General features: G+C 70.0%; 13 protein-coding genes. 8 read left to right on the forward strand and 5 right to left on the reverse strand.

Translation table 11 applies throughout. The features are described 5' to 3' along the window. Window positions 1-28 precede the first annotated feature (28 nt). On the forward strand, window positions 29-847 hold the full coding sequence (locus ACFUO4_RS09485) for a rhomboid family intramembrane serine protease (protein WP_383481729.1): 819 nt from the start codon (window positions 29-31) through the stop codon (window positions 845-847). A gap of 1 nt (window position 848) precedes the next feature. Here ACFUO4_RS09485 and hemE read toward each other — a convergent pair whose 3' ends face one another. After that, window positions 849-1,904, reverse strand: a complete 1,056-nt coding sequence (gene hemE / locus ACFUO4_RS09490) for a uroporphyrinogen decarboxylase (RefSeq protein ID WP_383481732.1) — start codon at window positions 1,902-1,904, stop codon at window positions 849-851. A gap of 171 nt (window positions 1,905-2,075) precedes the next feature. Here hemE and ACFUO4_RS09495 point away from each other — a divergent pair, with 171 nt between their 5' ends. The 3 genes from ACFUO4_RS09495 (at window position 2,076) to ACFUO4_RS09505 (ending at window position 5,065) form a co-directional block, all read left to right on the forward strand. Beyond that, entirely contained in the window at window positions 2,076-2,702 is a 627-nt protein-coding gene (locus tag ACFUO4_RS09495) for a DUF3000 domain-containing protein (protein ID WP_079309789.1), read from the forward strand. Between the two features lie 240 nt (window positions 2,703-2,942). Continuing rightward, complete coding sequence (locus ACFUO4_RS09500) at window positions 2,943-3,605, forward strand: response regulator transcription factor (RefSeq protein ID WP_059195623.1); 663 nt, start codon at window positions 2,943-2,945, stop codon at window positions 3,603-3,605. Between the two features lie 167 nt (window positions 3,606-3,772). After that, window positions 3,773-5,065, forward strand: coding sequence for a ribonuclease D (locus ACFUO4_RS09505; RefSeq protein ID WP_383481736.1), 1,293 nt, complete (start codon window positions 3,773-3,775; stop codon window positions 5,063-5,065). An 80-nt stretch (window positions 5,066-5,145) separates the two neighbouring features. Here ACFUO4_RS09505 and ACFUO4_RS09510 read toward each other — a convergent pair whose 3' ends face one another. The 3 genes from ACFUO4_RS09510 to ACFUO4_RS09520 are packed head-to-tail and all read right to left on the reverse strand — an operon-like array spanning window position 5,146 to window position 8,233. Further along, window positions 5,146-5,976, reverse strand: a complete 831-nt coding sequence (locus ACFUO4_RS09510; RefSeq protein WP_383481739.1) for a carbohydrate ABC transporter permease — start codon at window positions 5,974-5,976, stop codon at window positions 5,146-5,148. Then, entirely contained in the window at window positions 5,973-6,920 is a 948-nt protein-coding gene (locus tag ACFUO4_RS09515; protein WP_383481741.1) for a carbohydrate ABC transporter permease, read from the reverse strand. Before ACFUO4_RS09515 ends, ACFUO4_RS09510 begins: the two co-directional genes overlap by 4 nt. Continuing rightward, window positions 6,920-8,233, reverse strand: coding sequence for an extracellular solute-binding protein (locus tag ACFUO4_RS09520; protein WP_383481744.1), 1,314 nt, complete (start codon window positions 8,231-8,233; stop codon window positions 6,920-6,922). The genes ACFUO4_RS09515 and ACFUO4_RS09520 overlap by 1 nt, the downstream gene beginning before the upstream one ends. 185 nt (window positions 8,234-8,418) lie before the next feature. On the opposite strand from ACFUO4_RS09520, the gene ACFUO4_RS09525 reads away from it, so the two are divergent. The 4 genes from ACFUO4_RS09525 (at window position 8,419) to ACFUO4_RS09540 (ending at window position 15,410) form a co-directional block, all read left to right on the forward strand. Beyond that, window positions 8,419-10,779, forward strand: a complete 2,361-nt coding sequence (locus ACFUO4_RS09525) for a glycoside hydrolase family 2 protein (RefSeq protein WP_383481747.1) — start codon at window positions 8,419-8,421, stop codon at window positions 10,777-10,779. Continuing rightward, window positions 10,776-11,813, forward strand: coding sequence for a LacI family DNA-binding transcriptional regulator (locus ACFUO4_RS09530; RefSeq protein ID WP_383481750.1), 1,038 nt, complete (start codon window positions 10,776-10,778; stop codon window positions 11,811-11,813). Before ACFUO4_RS09525 ends, ACFUO4_RS09530 begins: the two co-directional genes overlap by 4 nt. A gap of 253 nt (window positions 11,814-12,066) precedes the next feature. Next, complete coding sequence (locus ACFUO4_RS09535; protein ID WP_079309794.1) at window positions 12,067-13,284, forward strand: acetyl-CoA C-acyltransferase; 1,218 nt, start codon at window positions 12,067-12,069, stop codon at window positions 13,282-13,284. Next, window positions 13,281-15,410, forward strand: a complete 2,130-nt coding sequence (locus tag ACFUO4_RS09540) for a 3-hydroxyacyl-CoA dehydrogenase NAD-binding domain-containing protein (protein ID WP_079309795.1) — start codon at window positions 13,281-13,283, stop codon at window positions 15,408-15,410. The genes ACFUO4_RS09535 and ACFUO4_RS09540 overlap by 4 nt, the downstream gene beginning before the upstream one ends. An 86-nt stretch (window positions 15,411-15,496) precedes the next feature. Here ACFUO4_RS09540 and ACFUO4_RS09545 read toward each other — a convergent pair whose 3' ends face one another. Then, the gene (locus tag ACFUO4_RS09545; RefSeq protein WP_383481755.1) at window positions 15,497-15,907 is read right to left on the reverse strand and encodes a hypothetical protein; all 411 of its coding nucleotides are present in this window, start codon (window positions 15,905-15,907) and stop codon (window positions 15,497-15,499) included. Window positions 15,908-15,920 lie beyond the last annotated feature (13 nt).

Here is a 15,920-nt window from a genome sequence, read left to right on the forward strand (position 1 = left end):
CGGAGCGCATCGCGGGCACTACTTCCTTGTGGTCATCCCCGTCCATGACGTGAACCCGGTGCGCCGCACCCCTGTGGTGACGTACGCACTCATCGCCGCGAACGTGCTGGTCTTCCTGTACACGCCCGGCCTGGCCGGCTCCGTGGCGGGCGACAGCAGCCTGTCCCAGCTCTGTCATCTCCAGGCCTTCCTGGACCACTACGCGGCGGTACCGCAGGAGCTGATCCACCATCAGCTGCCCCGGCTGGTGCCCACCGGCGAGGTGGGTCCGGGCGGCAGGGGCTGCGTCGTCGGGCCGCCGGGCTACGACAAGTCCCCGTTCCTGTCCGTGTTCACCGCGATGTTCCTGCACGGCGGCTGGCTGCACCTGCTGGGCAACATGCTGTTCCTGCTGATCTTCGGCAACAACGTCGAGGACCGCATGGGCCATGTGCGCTTCGCGCTGTTCTACGTCGTCTGCGGCTACGCGGCGTCGTACGGCTTCGCGTTCCTCAACGCCGACTCCGCCGACCCGCTGATCGGCGCGTCCGGCGCCATCGCCGGGGTGCTGGGCGCCTATCTGGTGCTCTATCCGAAGGCCAGGGTGTGGGTGCTGGTCCCGTTCCTGGTCTTCCTGCCGCTCAGGCTGCCGGCCTGGCTGGTGCTGGGCTTCTGGTTCGCGCTGCAGGCCGTCTACTCGTCCGGCGAGGGCGTCTCCGAGGCGGGCACGGTGGCGTACGCGGCGCACGTCGTGGGCTTCCTCGTCGGCATGCTGCTGGCCTGGCCGCTGAAGGCGGGCACGACCCCGCCGCCGGAACCGCGCGGTCTGCTGTTCGGCAGGAAGGCGCGGCCCCGGCACACCTGGTAGGTCAGCGGGCCGTCTGCGTGTGGACGTACTCCACGAGCCGGGTCAGCGCGTCCGGGTCGGTGGACGGCATGACGCCGTGGCCGAGGTTGAAGACGTGGCCCTCCAGGCCCTTCGCCGTCTGAAGGACCTCGTGGGTCTTGGCCTCGACGGCCTCGGTGCCGGCGAACAGGACGGTCGGGTCGAGGTTGCCCTGGAGCGCCTTGCCGGGGCCGACGCGGCGGGCGGCCTCGTCCAGCGACACCCGGTAGTCGACGCCGACGACATCCGCGCCGGCCTCGCCCATGAGACCCAGCAGCTCGCCGGTGCCGACGCCGAAGTGGATGCGCGGGACGCCGTATCCGGAGACGGCGTCGAGCACCTTCGCGGAGGCGGCCATCACCGAGCGGCGGTAGTCGACGGGGGCGAGCGCGCCGGCCCAGGAGTCGAAGAGCTGCACCGCGGAGGCGCCCGCCTCGATCTGCACCTTCAGGAACGCGGCCGTGATGTCGGCGAGCCGGTCCAGCAGGTCGGCCCAGAGCTCCGGGTCGCCGTACATCATCGCCTTGGCGTTCTCGTACGTGCGCGACGGGCCGCCCTCGACGAGGTAACTCGCGAGGGTGAAAGGCGCGCCCGCGAATCCGATGAGGGGGGTGGTGCCGAGCTCGGCGGTCAGCAGGCCGATGGCCTCGGTGACGTAGGAGACGTCCTCGGGGGTGAGGTCGCGCAGCTGGGCCAGGTCGGCGCGGGTGCGGATCGGCTTCTCGACGACCGGGCCGACGCCGGGCTTGATGTCGAGGTCGATGCCGATGGCCTTCAGCGGGACGACGATGTCGCTGAAGTAGATCGCCGCGTCCACGCCGTGCCGCCGCACGGGCTGGAGGGTGATCTCGGTGACCAGCTCGGGCCGCATGCAGGACTCGAGCATCGGGACGCCCTCGCGGACCTTGCGGTACTCCGGCAGTGAGCGCCCGGCCTGCCGCATGAACCACACCGGCGTGTGCGGCACGGGCTCGCGCCGGCAGGCCTTGAGGAAGGCGGATTCGTACGTGGCGGACGGCGGCGTCTGGTTAGCACTCACGTCGGCAAGTTTCGCACGGCGTCCCGAGTGCCCGGTGCCCGGCGTCGGTGCCGGTTCCCCGGTGACGTGGCGCCCGTTGTCCGGGTGTCTAGGCCCGCACCGGGCCCCGCTTCCCCTTAACCTTCCGGCATGGCTGCGGCTCAAGGACGACTGTCGGACGGCACTGGCGGAATGGACGACGCGAAGGAGGGGGACCGGGATACGAGCAGCGAGGCGCCGTTGCCCTTCCGGGCCGCCGTCGACGCGCTGAGGGCCGCGCGGCTCAGGCCGCAGATCGAGGTGGAGCCGACGCGCGCCCCGCAGCGGCTCGCGCCGTTCGCGTACGCGCTGGAGGCGACGGTCGTCGACGGCGACCAGGACCTGGCGGACGGCCGGCTGGTGCTGCTGCACGACCCGGACGGGCACGACGCCTGGCGGGGTGCGTTCCGGCTGGTCACGCTGGTGCGCGCGGAGCTGGAGCCGGAGATGGCGGCCGACCCGCTGCTGCCCGAGGTGTGCTGGTCGTGGCTGACCGGTGCGCTCCAGGCGCGCGGTCTCGCGTGCGGGGAGCCGAGCGGCACGGTCACCCGGGCCGGCTCCCACTACTTCGGCGGTCTCGCCGAGCGCCCGGCGGCCTCGCAGATCGAGATCCGCGCCTCCTGGACGCCCCGCGAGGGGCTGGGCGGGGTGCCGGACACCGCGGGTCATCTGGCGGCCTGGTGCGATCTGCTCGCGCAGGTCGCGGGGCTGCCGCCGGCCGGGCCGGGCGACGCGTCGGTGGTGACGCTGCCGCAGCGGCGCGGTCCGCAGTCACGCTGACGTTTCCCCTCGGTGTCACCTTTTCGGGCGCAGGAATTTTGTCGTCACTTTGTCGATACGGCCACTTTCAGTCGAGAGTGATCCCTCGAACGAACCGATTCGTTCACCGAACGATCGACCACACGTCCGAATTGCACCAATTGTTACTCACTAGATCGTGATCATTCTCTAAAGGACTCGTGATCCGGTGCCGAAGACGACTGTGACCTTCCAAGTCGTCCCCGCACTCCAGGAGGCCTGGTGTCCGTTCTTCTCGAGCAGCCCGCAAGCCTGGTCGCCTACCGCCCGAACAAGCCCACCGCGATGGTGGTCGTGGCCGACCCGCGCGTCCGCTCCACCGTCACCCGCCACCTGTGGGCGCTCGGTGTGCGCGATGTCATCGAGGCCTCGTCCGTCGCGGAGGCTCGTCCCCGCATCGGCAACCCCCGCGACATCTGTGTCGCCGACGTCCACCTGCCCGACGGCTCCGGCCTGACCCTCCTGTCGGAGACCCGCGCGGCAGGCTGGCCCAACGGCCTCGCCCTGTCCGCCGCCGACGACATCGGCGCCGTCCGCAACGCCCTCGCGGGCGGAGTGAAGGGCTACGTCGTCACCGGCACCCGCACCAACGTCGGGCTCCCCACCCGACCCGGTGCCGCCCCCATCGGTTCCCGCGCCGCCGGGATGCACCGCCGCCCCCCGGGTGCCCCGAGCCACCCGGGCGGCTACCGCGAGCTGTCCGGCCGTGAGGTCGAGGTACTGCGGCTGGTGGCGGAGGGCCAGTCGAACAAGGCCATCGGCGTCTCGATGGGCCTGTCCGCACTGACCGTCAAGAGCCACCTCGCCCGCATCGCCCGCAAGCTCGGCACGGGCGACCGTGCCGGAATGGTGGCGGTGGCCCTGCGCACCGGCATCATCCACTGAGAATCCACTGAGCCTCCCACCGAAGATCACATCGAGGGATCCCCGCCCTCCTCGTTCAAGGACGTGAACCAGAGCTTTCACCGTACTGACTGGTTTACGACCCTCAGGCGCCCGTCGACGGAACGTTCCGTCGGCGGGCGCTGTCCATCCACAGATACCCTTGACAGGTGACCGACGCCCAAGACACCGCAGCAGACAGCTCACTGCGAACCACCGGAGGCGCCCCTCCGGACGACGGCGGATCTTCTGTTACGGGGGCGCCGAACCCTGAGGCCGTTCCGCTACTGGAACCGCGTGAAGGCATCCCGCCCGTGATCGCGGACGAGACCGCGCTCGCCGAGATGATCGCCGCGTTCGCCGCCGGCACCGGCCCCGTCGCCGTCGACGCCGAGCGCGCCTCCGGCTACCGCTACGGACAGCGGGCCTACCTCGTCCAGCTGCGCCGCGAAGGCGCCGGCAGCGCCCTGATCGACCCCGTGGCCTGCCCCGACCTGTCCGGGCTCGGCGAGGCGCTCTCCGGTGTGGAGTGGGTGCTGCACGCCGCCACCCAGGACCTGCCCTGTCTCCGCGAGATAGGCATGGTTCCGACATCGTTGTTCGACACCGAGCTGGCCGGACGGCTCGCCGGGTTCCCCCGGGTCGGGCTCGGCGCGATGGTCGAGGGCGTCCTGGGCTTCGTACTGGAGAAGGGCCACTCCGCCGTCGACTGGTCGACCCGGCCGCTGCCCGAGCCGTGGCTGCGCTACGCCGCGCTGGACGTGGAGCTCCTGGTCGATCTGCGGGACGCGCTGGAGAAGGAGCTGGACCGGCAGAGGAAGCTGGAGTGGGCGCGGCAGGAGTTCGCCGCGATCGCGGCCGCGCCGCCCGCCGAGCCGCGCAAGGACCCCTGGCGGCGCACGTCCGGGATGCACAAGGTGCGGCGGCGTCGGCAGCTGGCCGTCGTGCGGGAGCTGTGGCAGACCCGGGACCGGATCGCGCAGCGGCGGGACGTGTCGCCGGGCAAGGTGCTGTCCGACGCGGCGATCGTGGAGGCCGCGCTGTCGCTTCCGGCCAATGTGCACGTGCTGACCGGGCTGAACGGGTTCGGGCAGCGGATGGGGCGGCGGCAGCTGGAGCAGTGGCAGGCGGCCGTGGATCGCGCCAAGGCGCTGCCCGAGGCGCAGTTGCCTGCGCCTGGGCAGCCGGTGACGGGGCCCCCGCCGCCGCGCGCGTGGGCCGACAAGGATCCCGCGGCCGCGGCTCGGTTGTCTGCGGCTCGTGCGGGAGTCTCGGCGTTGGCCGAGCGGCTCAACATGCCTCAGGAGAACCTGATCACTCCGGACACGGTGCGGCGGGTTTGCTGGGAGCCGCCGAAGGTGGTGGACCTTGAGTCCGTCGGGGATGCGTTGAGTGGGCATGGGGCCCGGCCGTGGCAGGTCGAGCTTGTGGCGCCGGTTCTGGTGAGTGCGTTGTCCGCCTAGAAGCCGTAAGGGTTCGGTTGCGAGGCGGCTGCGGGTCCGTTGTGGTTGATCGCGCAGTTCCCCGCGCCCCTAGAGGCCCTTTACCTGGTCGCGCCTTTTGTGAAGCCGTTGTAGATGTAGCGCTGCAAGGCCAGGAAGACGATCAGTGTCGGCAGGATCACGACTATCGCTCCTGCCGAGATCGTTTCCCAGTGGGCGCCGTACGGGCCCTTGAAGCGGAACAGGGACGTCGAGATCACGCCAAGATCCTGGGACGGCATGTAGAGGAACGGGATGTAGAAGTCGTTGTAGACGGTGATCCCCTTCACGATCACGACCGTGGCGATGGCCGGTTTCAGGAGCGGGAAGATGATCTTTCGGTAGATCGTGAAGGCGTTGGCGCCGTCCAGGCGGGCCGATTCGTCCAGCGAGACCGGGATCGAGCGCACGAACTGCAGGAAGATGTAGATCGAGACGATGTCGGTGCCCATGGAGAGGGCGATGGGCGCCCAGAGCGTGTCGAACATGCCGAAGCCGTTGACGATCTGGAAGGTCGCGACCTGGGTCGTGACGCCGGGGACCAGCGCCGCCAGCAGGAACAGGGCCACGACCAGTTTCCTGAAGCGGAACGTGAAGCGGTCGATGGCGTACGCCGTCATCGAACCGATCAGGACCGTGCCGGCGATGGCGAAGACCAGGATGAGGGCCGTGTGGCCGAAGGCCGGGAGCATCCGGCCGTCCTGGAACGCGGTCACGTAGTTGTGGAAGTTCAGCGGGTCGTCGGGGAGGGTCAGGGCTCCGCTGCCGCCCGTCATCTCCTGCTCCGTCTTGAGCGACGCCAGGAGGACCACGCCCAGCGGGAGCAGGACGACGAGGGTCGCGAGGATCAGGGACGCGTACACGAGGGTGCGGGCCACGGCTCGGCGGGTCATACCAGGTCCACCTTGTCGTCGGGGACGAGCCGGCGCTGGAGCCAGGTCACCAGCAGGATGATCAGCAGGAGGACCAGGGCGGCGGCCGAGGCCAGGCCGGTCTTGTTGAACTGGAAGGCGAGCTTCACGGTCTGGATCACGAAGGTCTCCGTGCCGGTCGCGCCGCCCGTCATGATGTACGGGATCTCGAAGGCGGACAGGGAGCCCGACACCGAGAGGATGACCGTCAGGGTCAGCACGGGCTTGATGCCCGGCGCGATGATGTGGCGGAACTGGTGCCAGCGGTTCGCCCCGTCCAGTTCGGCCGCCTCGTACAACTCCCCCGGGATCGACTGGATCGCGCCGAGGAACAGGACGAAGTTCAGGCCCAGATAGCGCCAGATCGAGACCGCGGCCAGCGAGGAGTTGGCGGCGAACGGGGTGCCGAGCCAGGCGTGGTCGGAGTGATGGCCGAACAGGGCGAGGACCGAGTCGAGGGTGCCGCCGTCCTGGAAGAAGTAGAGGAAGACGAAGCCGATCGCCACCCCGTTGATCAGGTACGGGAAGAACAGCACGCCCTTGAAGAAGTTCCGGAAGCGGACGTCGAAGCTCAGGACGGTGGCGAAGTAGAGGGCCGCGACGATCTGGATCGCGGAGGCGGCCAGGTAGTAGCCGCTGACGAAGAAGACCTCGAACAGCTCGGGGCGGGTGAAGAGTTCGGTGTAGTTCTCCAGGCCCGTGTAGTGCAGCTCGGGGCTCACACCGTCCCAGTCGGTGAAGCTGTACGCGATCATGTTGACGATCGGCGCGTAGGTGAAGGTGATCAGGAGGGCGAGGGGGGCGATCAGGAAGATCCAGGGGGTCAGGTGGCGCCACATGCGGGCCCGGCGGGGGGCCGGAGCCGGCACCGGGTTGTCGGGCACCGGCTCCTTCGTGACGGGCGGCCGTGCGGTGGTGTCCGTCATCAGGACCCCATGGTCTTCTGGGTCTCGGTCCACTTCTGGCCCAGACCCTCCAGATAGTCGTCGAGCGAGCCCTTCTTGGCGCCGCGCGCCAGGTCGACCAACTCCTGCCGGTAGTCAGGGGTGTTGATGCCGACCTCGGACTCGGTGTCGATCGCCTTGACCTCGGCGCCCTTGCTGTCGTCCAGCTCGATGAGCTTGACGCCCTGCTCCTCGTACGGCTTCAGGACGGTCGGCATCGGCGCGTCCTTGACCGGGGAGATGGCGAGGTTGTCGTCGGCGTAGCCGGACTTGTCGGTGAACCAGTCGAGCCAGGCGCGGGCGGCTTCCTTGTGCTTCGAGTGGACGTTGACGGCCTGGTTGTAGTCCGGGCCGACCGTGGCGCAGAACCTGCCGCCGGTTTGGGCCGGGAAAGGCATGAAGCCGATGTCGTCGGGGTCCGCCCCGGCCTTCTTCGCGGCGTCCCTGAACTGGATGATCGCCCAGGTGCCGAGCCACTGCGTGGCGATCCGCCCCTTGGCCAACTGCCCTTTGGACGCTTCCCAGTTGGAGGTGGTCGGGTCCTTCTCCGCGAGGCCCTCGTGGACGATGTCGTACAGGAGCGTGTCCCCGACGCGCAGGTCGGCGCCCGCGGCCCAGGGGTCGCCCTCGGCGATCTTCGTGGTGGCCTGGGGGTCGCAGTGGACCGTGCCGTTGACGGAGGTCCAGGAGGTCAGGGGCCAGCCGGCGGCGAAGTTGGTGTAGTACGGGGTCGCGTCGGTCCTGGACTTGATCGCCTTCAGGTCCGCGAGGAACTCGTCCGGGGTGGCGGGCCAGTCGGTGACGCCGGCCTCCCGCCAGACCCGCTTGTTGTAGAGGAAGCCGGGCATCACACCGTCGGCGGTCTGGCCGTAGACCTTGCCGTCGACCGCGGTGTAGTCGGTGAACCGGTACTTCGCGCTGCGTTCCGCGACCGTGCCGAGCGAGGCGAAGAACTTGGGGTAGTCGCTCTTCTTGATGACCCCGGGGATCATCAGGACGTCGCCGTAGTTCTCCGTGTTCATACGGATCTTGACCTCGGCCTCGTAGTTCGTCAGGCCCTCGAACTCGACCTTGACCTTCGGGTAGGTCTTGTTGAACTCGGCGGCGTACCGGCCCATCGTGCCGTCCTGCACGAGGTCGGTGCGCACGGTGAGGACCTTGATGGTGCCGGTGACCTTGGCCGGGTCGTCGGGCGCTTCGGCGTCGGCGCCTTTCGAGGTGCCTGCGGTGCCGGTGCAGCCGGCGGCCAGCAGGGCCGATCCCGCGGCCAGGGCGAGGATGTGACGGCGGTTCATGTGCATCAGCTCCGTTCTCGGGACGTTCGCGGGACGGACGAGCACGTTCGGGTTGCCTTACCGGTGAGGGGGGTTGGCTGGTTCGGAACTCTGACAACGTTTTCTTAACCGGTAAAGTCCGTATCTCGCCAACGATGCCAAAGGTGTTCCCCGTACTGGACTTGATCGGTTTAGGGAGTGCGTACATGCTTCAGGCCACACCGCTCACCGAGGGATGGATCCTGCGGCACGACGGGGAGGCCTTCCCCGCCTCGGTGCCGGGCTGCGTCCACACCGACCTGCTGGCGGCCGGGGTGATCCCGGACCCTTTTCTCGGGCGGAACGAGACCGAGGTCGCGTGGGTGGGGCGGCGGGACTGGACCTACGAGACCGACCTGCGCACCGGATCGGGCCACGAGCAGACCGACCTCGTCTTCGAGGGGCTGGACACCGTCGCCGAAGTCCTGCTGGACGGGCGGGTGTTGGGGCGGACGAGGAACATGCACCGCTCGTACCGCTTCGACGTGACCGGGCTGTCGGGGCGGCTGGTGGTCCGGTTCCGGTCGGCGTACGCCGAGGCCGAGGCGGTGCGGAGCGCGCTAGGCGAGCGGCCCGCCGCCTATGACGAGCCCTTCCAGTACGTCCGCAAGATGGCCTGCTCCTTCGGCTGGGACTGGGGGCCGACGCTGGTGACGGCCGGGATGTGGCGGCCGGTGCGGCTCGAGCAGTGGTCGACGGCCCGGATCGCCCGGGTGCGGCCGCTGGTGACGGTCGAACAGGGCGTAGGGGTCGTGGAGTTGGCGGTCGAGGTGGAGCGGACCCGGGCCGAGGCGCCGCTGACCGTCGAGGCGACGGTCGCCGGGGGGCGGGTGCGCGCCGCGGTCGACGGCACCCAAGGGGTCGTACGGCTCGAAGTGCCCTCCCCGCGCCTGTGGTGGCCGCGCGGGTACGGCGAACAGCCCATGTATGACGTCGAGTTGACGCTTCTGCACGGCGACTCGGTGTTGGACGTCTGGCGGCGGCGGGTCGGCTTCCGCAGCGTCGGGCTGGACCGGTCGGCGGACGAGCACGGCACCGGGTTCACGTTCGTGGTGAACGGGGAGCGGCTCTTCGCGCGGGGTGTCAACTGGATCCCGGACGACGTCTTCCCGTCCCGGATCACCCGGGAGCGGTACCGGGAGCGGCTCACCCAGGCCGCCGACGCGGGCGTGGATCTCGTCAGGATCTGGGGCGGCGGGATCTACGAGAGCACCGACTTCTACGACGTCTGCGACGAGTTGGGGCTGCTGGTCTGGCAGGACTTCCCGTTCGCGTGCGCCGCCTATCCGGAGGAGCAGCCGCTGCGGGGCGAGGTGGAGGCCGAGGCGCGGGAGAACGTCGTACGACTGATGCCGCATCCCTCGCTCGTGCTGTGGAACGGCAACAACGAGAACCTATGGGGGTTCCGGGACTGGGGGTGGGAGGAGCGGCTCGCCGGGGCGTCGTGGGGCGAGGCGTACTACCTGGGCCTGCTGCCGCGTGTGGTGGCCGAGTTGGACCCCACGCGGCCCTACACGGCGGGCAGTCCGTGGTCCGGGTCGTGGGATCACCACCCGAATGATCCGGCGCACGGGACGCGCCACTCGTGGGAGGTGTGGAACCGGGAGGACTACGCCGCATACCGGCGTGAAGTGCCGCGATTCATGGCCGAGTTCGGCTGGCAGGCGCCGCCCGCCCATGCCACGCTGCGGCGGGCGCTGCCGGGTGAGGAGCTCGCGGCGGACTCCCCCGGCATGCTGCACCACCAGAAGGCCGACGACGGGAACGGGAAGCTGCGGCGCGGGCTGGAGCGTCATTTCGTGTACCCCGAGGGGGACTTCGACCGGTGGCACTATCTCACCCAGGTCAACCAGGCGCGGGCCGTGGCCACCGGGATCGAGCACTGGCGGGCGAACTGGCCGGTGTGTGCGGGCACGGTCGTCTGGCAGCTCAACGACTGCTGGCCGGTGACGAGTTGGGCGGCGATCGACGGGGACGGACGGGAGAAGCCGCTCTATCACGAGCTGCGGCGGCTCTACGCCGATCGGCTGCTGACGGTGCAGGGGCGGGTGTTGGCCGTCGTCAATCAGGGTGCGCAGGCGTGGGCGGGGGTGGCGCGGTTGCGGCGGATGACCGTGGAGGGGGCGGTGATCGGCGAGGCGGGGGTGGAGTTCGGCGCCGCGGCGCGGGCGGTGGCGCGTCTCGACGTACCGGAGGAGCTGATGCCCGCCGGGCCCGAGGAGTTCCTCGTCGCGGACGCGGAGGGGGTGCGGGCGTGGCATTTCCCCGCGCCTGACCGCGACATCCCCTATCCGCGGCCCGAGTTCGACGTGACGGTCACGCCGGACGGCTCGGTGACGGTCGGGGCTCGTAGCCTCCTACGGGATCTGCTGCTGCAAGCCGACCGGCTGCACCCGGACGCGCGGGCCGACCGGGGGCTCGTGACGCTGCTGCCCGGCGAACGGGTGACCATCGGGGTCAGTGGCTGGAAGACTCCCGACGCGGACGCCGCCCGCGCCGCCCTGTACTGCCTGGAGCCCTCACGATGACTGCCCAGCCGGCCTCCCGCGTCACCATCAAGGACGTCGCCGCGCGCGCCGGGGTGTCCAAGGGTGCCGTGTCCCTCGCCTTCAACCACAAGCCGGGGCTGTCCGAGGCGACCCGGGACCGGATCTTCCGGGCCGCGCGGGAGCTGGGCTGGGCGCCGAACCTCACCGCGCGGACGCTGGCGGGGTCGCGGGTGGACGTCGTGGGGCTGGCGATCTGCCGGCCCGCCCGGCTGCTCGGGCTCGAACCGTTCTACATGGAGTTCATCTCGGGGGTGGAGAGCGTCCTCACCGAGCATGCGTGCTCGCTGCTGCTGCGGCTCGTGCGGAACGTCGAGGAAGAGGTCGGACTGCAGGAGACCTGGTGGCGGGGGCGGCAGATCGGCGGGGCGATCCTCGTCGACTTCCGGCCCGACGACCCGCGGGTGGCGGCGGCCCGGCGGCTGGGGATGCCGGTGGTCGCCGTAGGGCATCCCTCGCTCACGGGTGGGCTGACGTCGGTGTGGACCGATGACGCGACGGCCGTCACGGAGGCGGTGCGGTACCTGGCGGCGCTGGGGCATCGGCGGATCGCGCGGGTGGGCGGGGCGGCGGCGCTCGGGCACACGGCGGCGCGGGGCACTGCGTTCGCTGAGGCGGCGAGGGTGTTGGGGCTGGCCGGGGCGTGGCAGGTGACGACCGACTACTCGGGGGAGGCGGGGGCGCGGGCGACTCGGTCGATGCTGACGGCCGCGCCGGACGACCGGCCGACGGCGATCGTGTACGACAACGACATCATGGCGGTGGCGGGGCTGTCGGTGGCCGCGGAGATGGGGTTGTCGGTGCCGGGCGATGTTTCCTTGCTGGCGTGGGACGACTCGCAGCTGTGCCGGCTTACCCATCCGACCTTGTCCGCGATGAGTCATGACGTGCACGGGTTCGGGGCGGATGCGGCTCGGACCTTGTTCGGGGTGATCATGGGGGATGGGGCCGAGTCGCATCCCGTGCCTACTCCGGTGCTGACGCCTCGGGGGTCCACTGCGCCGCCGTCCCGGTGAGCGCCGTTCGTGGCTGCGGGTCCGTCGTGGCTGGTCGCGCCCGGCGGCGGAGCCGCAGTTCGAGACAGTTCCACGCCCCTTCGCGGCATCACCCTGCCCCTTGTGGGAATGTGACCTTCGCCGCTCCCGCCCCCAGGACTGGGCAGCTACGTTACCCACAAGTAGCATGGGCCTGAGCGCGTGCTCAGCGCTTGCGCCGTGCAGCCGTGCAGCCGTGCCAGCAGTGCCATCCCGCATCTGGAGGAGAGCCATCGTGCCTCGTACCGTCAGGGACGTCGTCTTCGTCGACGGCGTCCGCACCCCGTTCGGCAAGGCGGGCCCGAAGGGCATCTACCACGAGACCCGCGCCGACGACCTCGTCGTGAAGGCGATCCGGGAGCTGCTGCGCCGCAACCCGGCTCTGGAGCCCGCCAAGATCGACGAGGTCGCCATCGCCGCGACCACGCAGATCGGTGACCAGGGCCTGACCATCGGCCGTACCGCCGGCATCCTGGCCGGTCTGCCGACCTCCGTGCCCGGCTACTCCATCGACCGCATGTGCGCCGGCGCCCTGACCGCCGTCACGACCGTCGCCGGTTCCGTGGCCTTCGGTGCGTACGACGTCGCCATCGCCGGCGGTGTCGAGCACATGGGCCGCCACCCCATGGGCGAGGGCGTGGACCCGAACCCGCGGTTCGTGAGCGAGAAGCTGGTCGACGAGTCCGCCCTGTTCATGGGCATGACCGCGGAGAACCTGCACGACCGCTACCCGACCATCACCAAGCAGCGCGCCGACGAGTACGCCGTGCGCTCGCAGGAGAAGGCCGCCAAGGCGTACGCCAACGGCAAGATCCAGGCCGACCTGGTGCCGATCTCGGTGCGCCGCACCAACCCGGAGGCCGGTGAGACCGGCTGGGGTCTGGTCACCGCCGACGAGCCGATGCGCCCGGGCACCACCCTGGAGAACCTCTCCGGTCTGAAGACGCCGTTCCGTGTCCACGGCCGCGTCACCGCCGGTAACGCCGCCGGTCTGAACGACGGTGCCACCGCCTCGATCATCGCCTCCGAGGACTTCGCCCGGGAGAACGACCTCCCGGTGAAGATGCGCCTCGTCTCCTACTCCTTCGCGGGCGTGGAGCCGGAGGTCATGGGCTACGGCCCGATCCCGGCCACGGAGAAGGCCCTCGCCCAGGCGGGGCTCACCATCGACGACATCGGCCTGTTCGAGATCAACGAGGCCTTCGCCGTCCAGGTGCTCGCGTTCCTGGAGCACTACGGCATCGCCGACGACGACGCGCGCGTCAACCAGTACGGCGGCGCCATCGCCTTCGGTCACCCGCTGGCCTCCTCCGGTGTGCGTCTGATGACGCAGCTGGCCCGCCAGTTCGAGGAGCAGCCGCAGGTCCGCTACGGCCTGACCACCATGTGCGTCGGCTTCGGCATGGGCGCGACGGTCATCTGGGAGAACCCGCACTTCGAGGGGGACAAGTGAGCACCACCGCTGAGCTTTTGAAGGGTGCGGCCGAGCTGTTCCCCGACGAGGTCGTGACGTCCGCGCACGTACGCCACCTCGACCTGCCGTTCGGTGCCGGGCGCTTCGCGCTCATCACCCTCGACAACGGCTTCGACCACACCAAGCCGACCACCTTCGGCCCGGCGTCGCTGGCGAACCTCAACACCGCCATCGACCAGGTCGAGAAGGAGGCCTCGGCCGGCGAGATCGTCGGTGTCGGCATCACCGGCAAGCCGTTCATCTTCGCGGTCGGCGCCGACCTCAAGGGCGTCGAGCTGCTGAAGGAGCACAAGGACGCGCTCGCCATCGGCAAGGGCGGCCACGAGGTCTTCAAGCGCCTCGCGGGCCTCGCGGTGCCGACCTTCGCGTACTACAACGGTGCCGCCATGGGCGGTGGCGTCGAGGTCGGTCTGCACTGCACGTACCGCACGGTCTCCGCGGCCCTGCCCGCCTTCTCGCTCCCCGAGGTCTTCCTCGGTCTGGTCCCCGGCTGGGGCGGCTGCACCCTGCTGCCGAACCTGATCGGCGCCGAGAAGGCCGTCTCGGTCATCATCGAGAACTCCCTCAACCAGAACAAGCAGCTCAAGGGCGCCCAGGTCTACGAACTGGGCATCGCCGACGCGCTGTTCGAGGGCGCGGACTTCCTGGAGCAGTCCCTGCTGTGGACGGCGTCCGTCCTCAAGGGCGAGATCGTCATCGACCGTCCGGTGATCGACCGCGGTGAGGCCTGGGACCAGGCCGTCGCCAAGGGCCGCTTCATCGCGGACTCCAAGGTGCACGGCGCGGCCCCGGCCGCCTACCGCGCCCTGGACATCATCGCCGCCGCCAAGAACGGCGACCTCCAGCAGGGCTACGACGCCGAGGACAAGGCGCTCGCCGACCTGATCATGGGTGGCGAACTGCGCGCCGGCATCTACGCGTTCAACCTGGTGCAGAAGCGCGGCAAGCGCCCCGCGGGCGCCCCGGACAAGTCGCTGGCCCGTCCGGTCACCAAGGTCGGCGTCGTCGGCGCGGGCCTGATGGCCTCGCAGCTGGCGCTGCTGTTCCTGCGCCGCCTCGAGGTCCCGGTCGTCCTCACGGACATCGACCAGGAGCGCGTCGACAAGGGTGTGGGCTACGTCCACGCCGAGATCGAGAAGCTGCTCGGCAAGGGCCGTATCAACCAGGACAAGGCCAACCGCCTCAAGGCCCTGGTCACCGGTGTGCTGGACAAGGCCGAGGGCTTCTCCGACGCGGACTTCATCATCGAAGCCGTGTTCGAGGAGATCGGCGTCAAGCAGACGGTGTTCGCAGAGGTCGAGGCGGTCGCCCCGGCGCACGCGATCCTCGCGACGAACACCTCGTCGCTGTCGGTGTCGGAGATGGCGTCGAAGCTGCAGCACCCCGAGCGGGTCGTCGGCTTCCACTTCTTCAACCCGGTGGCCGTGCTTCCGCTCCTGGAGATCGTCCGCGGCGAGAAGACCGACGACGCCTCGCTGGCCACGGCCTTCGCCGTCGCCAAGAAGCTGAAGAAGACCGCGGTGCTGACGAAGGACGCCCCGGCGTTCGTCGTGAACCGCATCCTCACCCGCTTCATGGGCGAGATCCAGAACGTCATCGACGAGGGCACGCCGGTCGAGGTCGCGGAGAAGGCGGTCGAGCCGCTGGGTCTGCCGATGTCGCCGCTGGTCCTGCTGGAGCTGGTCGGCCCCGCGATCGGTCTGCACGTCTCCGAGACCCTGAACCGGGCCTTCCCGGACCGCTTCACGGTCTCCCCCAACCTCGCGGCCGTCGTCAAGGCGGGCAAGCGCGGCTTCTACGTCTACGACTCCGGCAAGCCGGAGCTGGACCCCGAGGTCGCCGCGCTGCTGAAGCAGGGCGATGTCGTCCTGACCGAGGAGCAGGTGCGTGACCGCGTCCTCGACGCCGTCGCCCAGGAGATCGGGCTCATGCTCGACGAGGGTGTCGTCGCCGAGGCCCAGGACATCGACCTCTGCCTGATCACGGGCGCCGGCTGGCCCTTCCACCTGGGCGGCATCACGCCGTACCTGGACCGCGAGGGTGTCTCGGAGCGCGTGAACGGCAAGAAGTTCCTGGCGCCGGGCGTGGCGAGCGTCCCGGCGTAGCCGTCGCATTCGCTTGTGAACGGCGGTGCCCCGCAGGCCGGTCGGCCTGCGGGGCACCGGTGTTTCGGTGAGCCTGGCGGCTTGCGTCAGCGGGTGTCCTCGACGTGTACGACCTGGAGGTCGGTGCCGTCGCGGTGGCGCTTGCTGCGGCCGTGAAGGCCCACGGCGAGGTCCGACGGGTCGGCGGGCTCGTCGGAGCCGACGTAGGTGACGACGTCCGGGTGGTGGCCGGTGACCAGCCAGCCGGTGCCGTCCTTGAGCGGGTGCGTGCCGAAGTCGCCCGCGGGGCCGCCGGCGCGCACGGGACCGTACTGCCGGAGGATCTCCACGGCCTGTCCCGCGAGTTCGCCGTCGGGCTCCTTGAGCATCACGCACGTGCCGTTCTCGAACAGCACCCAGGACACCCCGGAGGGCTCCAGGATGCGCTGCCAGACCTCGACGAGGTGTTCGGTGTCGTCCACGCGGTCATGGTCGCGCACCCGGCCCCGGACGGTCATGTGAATTAGGCCG

The sequence above is a fragment of the Streptomyces sp. NPDC057280 genome (genome assembly GCF_042668605.1).
Lineage (GTDB): Bacteria > Actinomycetota > Actinomycetes > Streptomycetales > Streptomycetaceae > Streptomyces.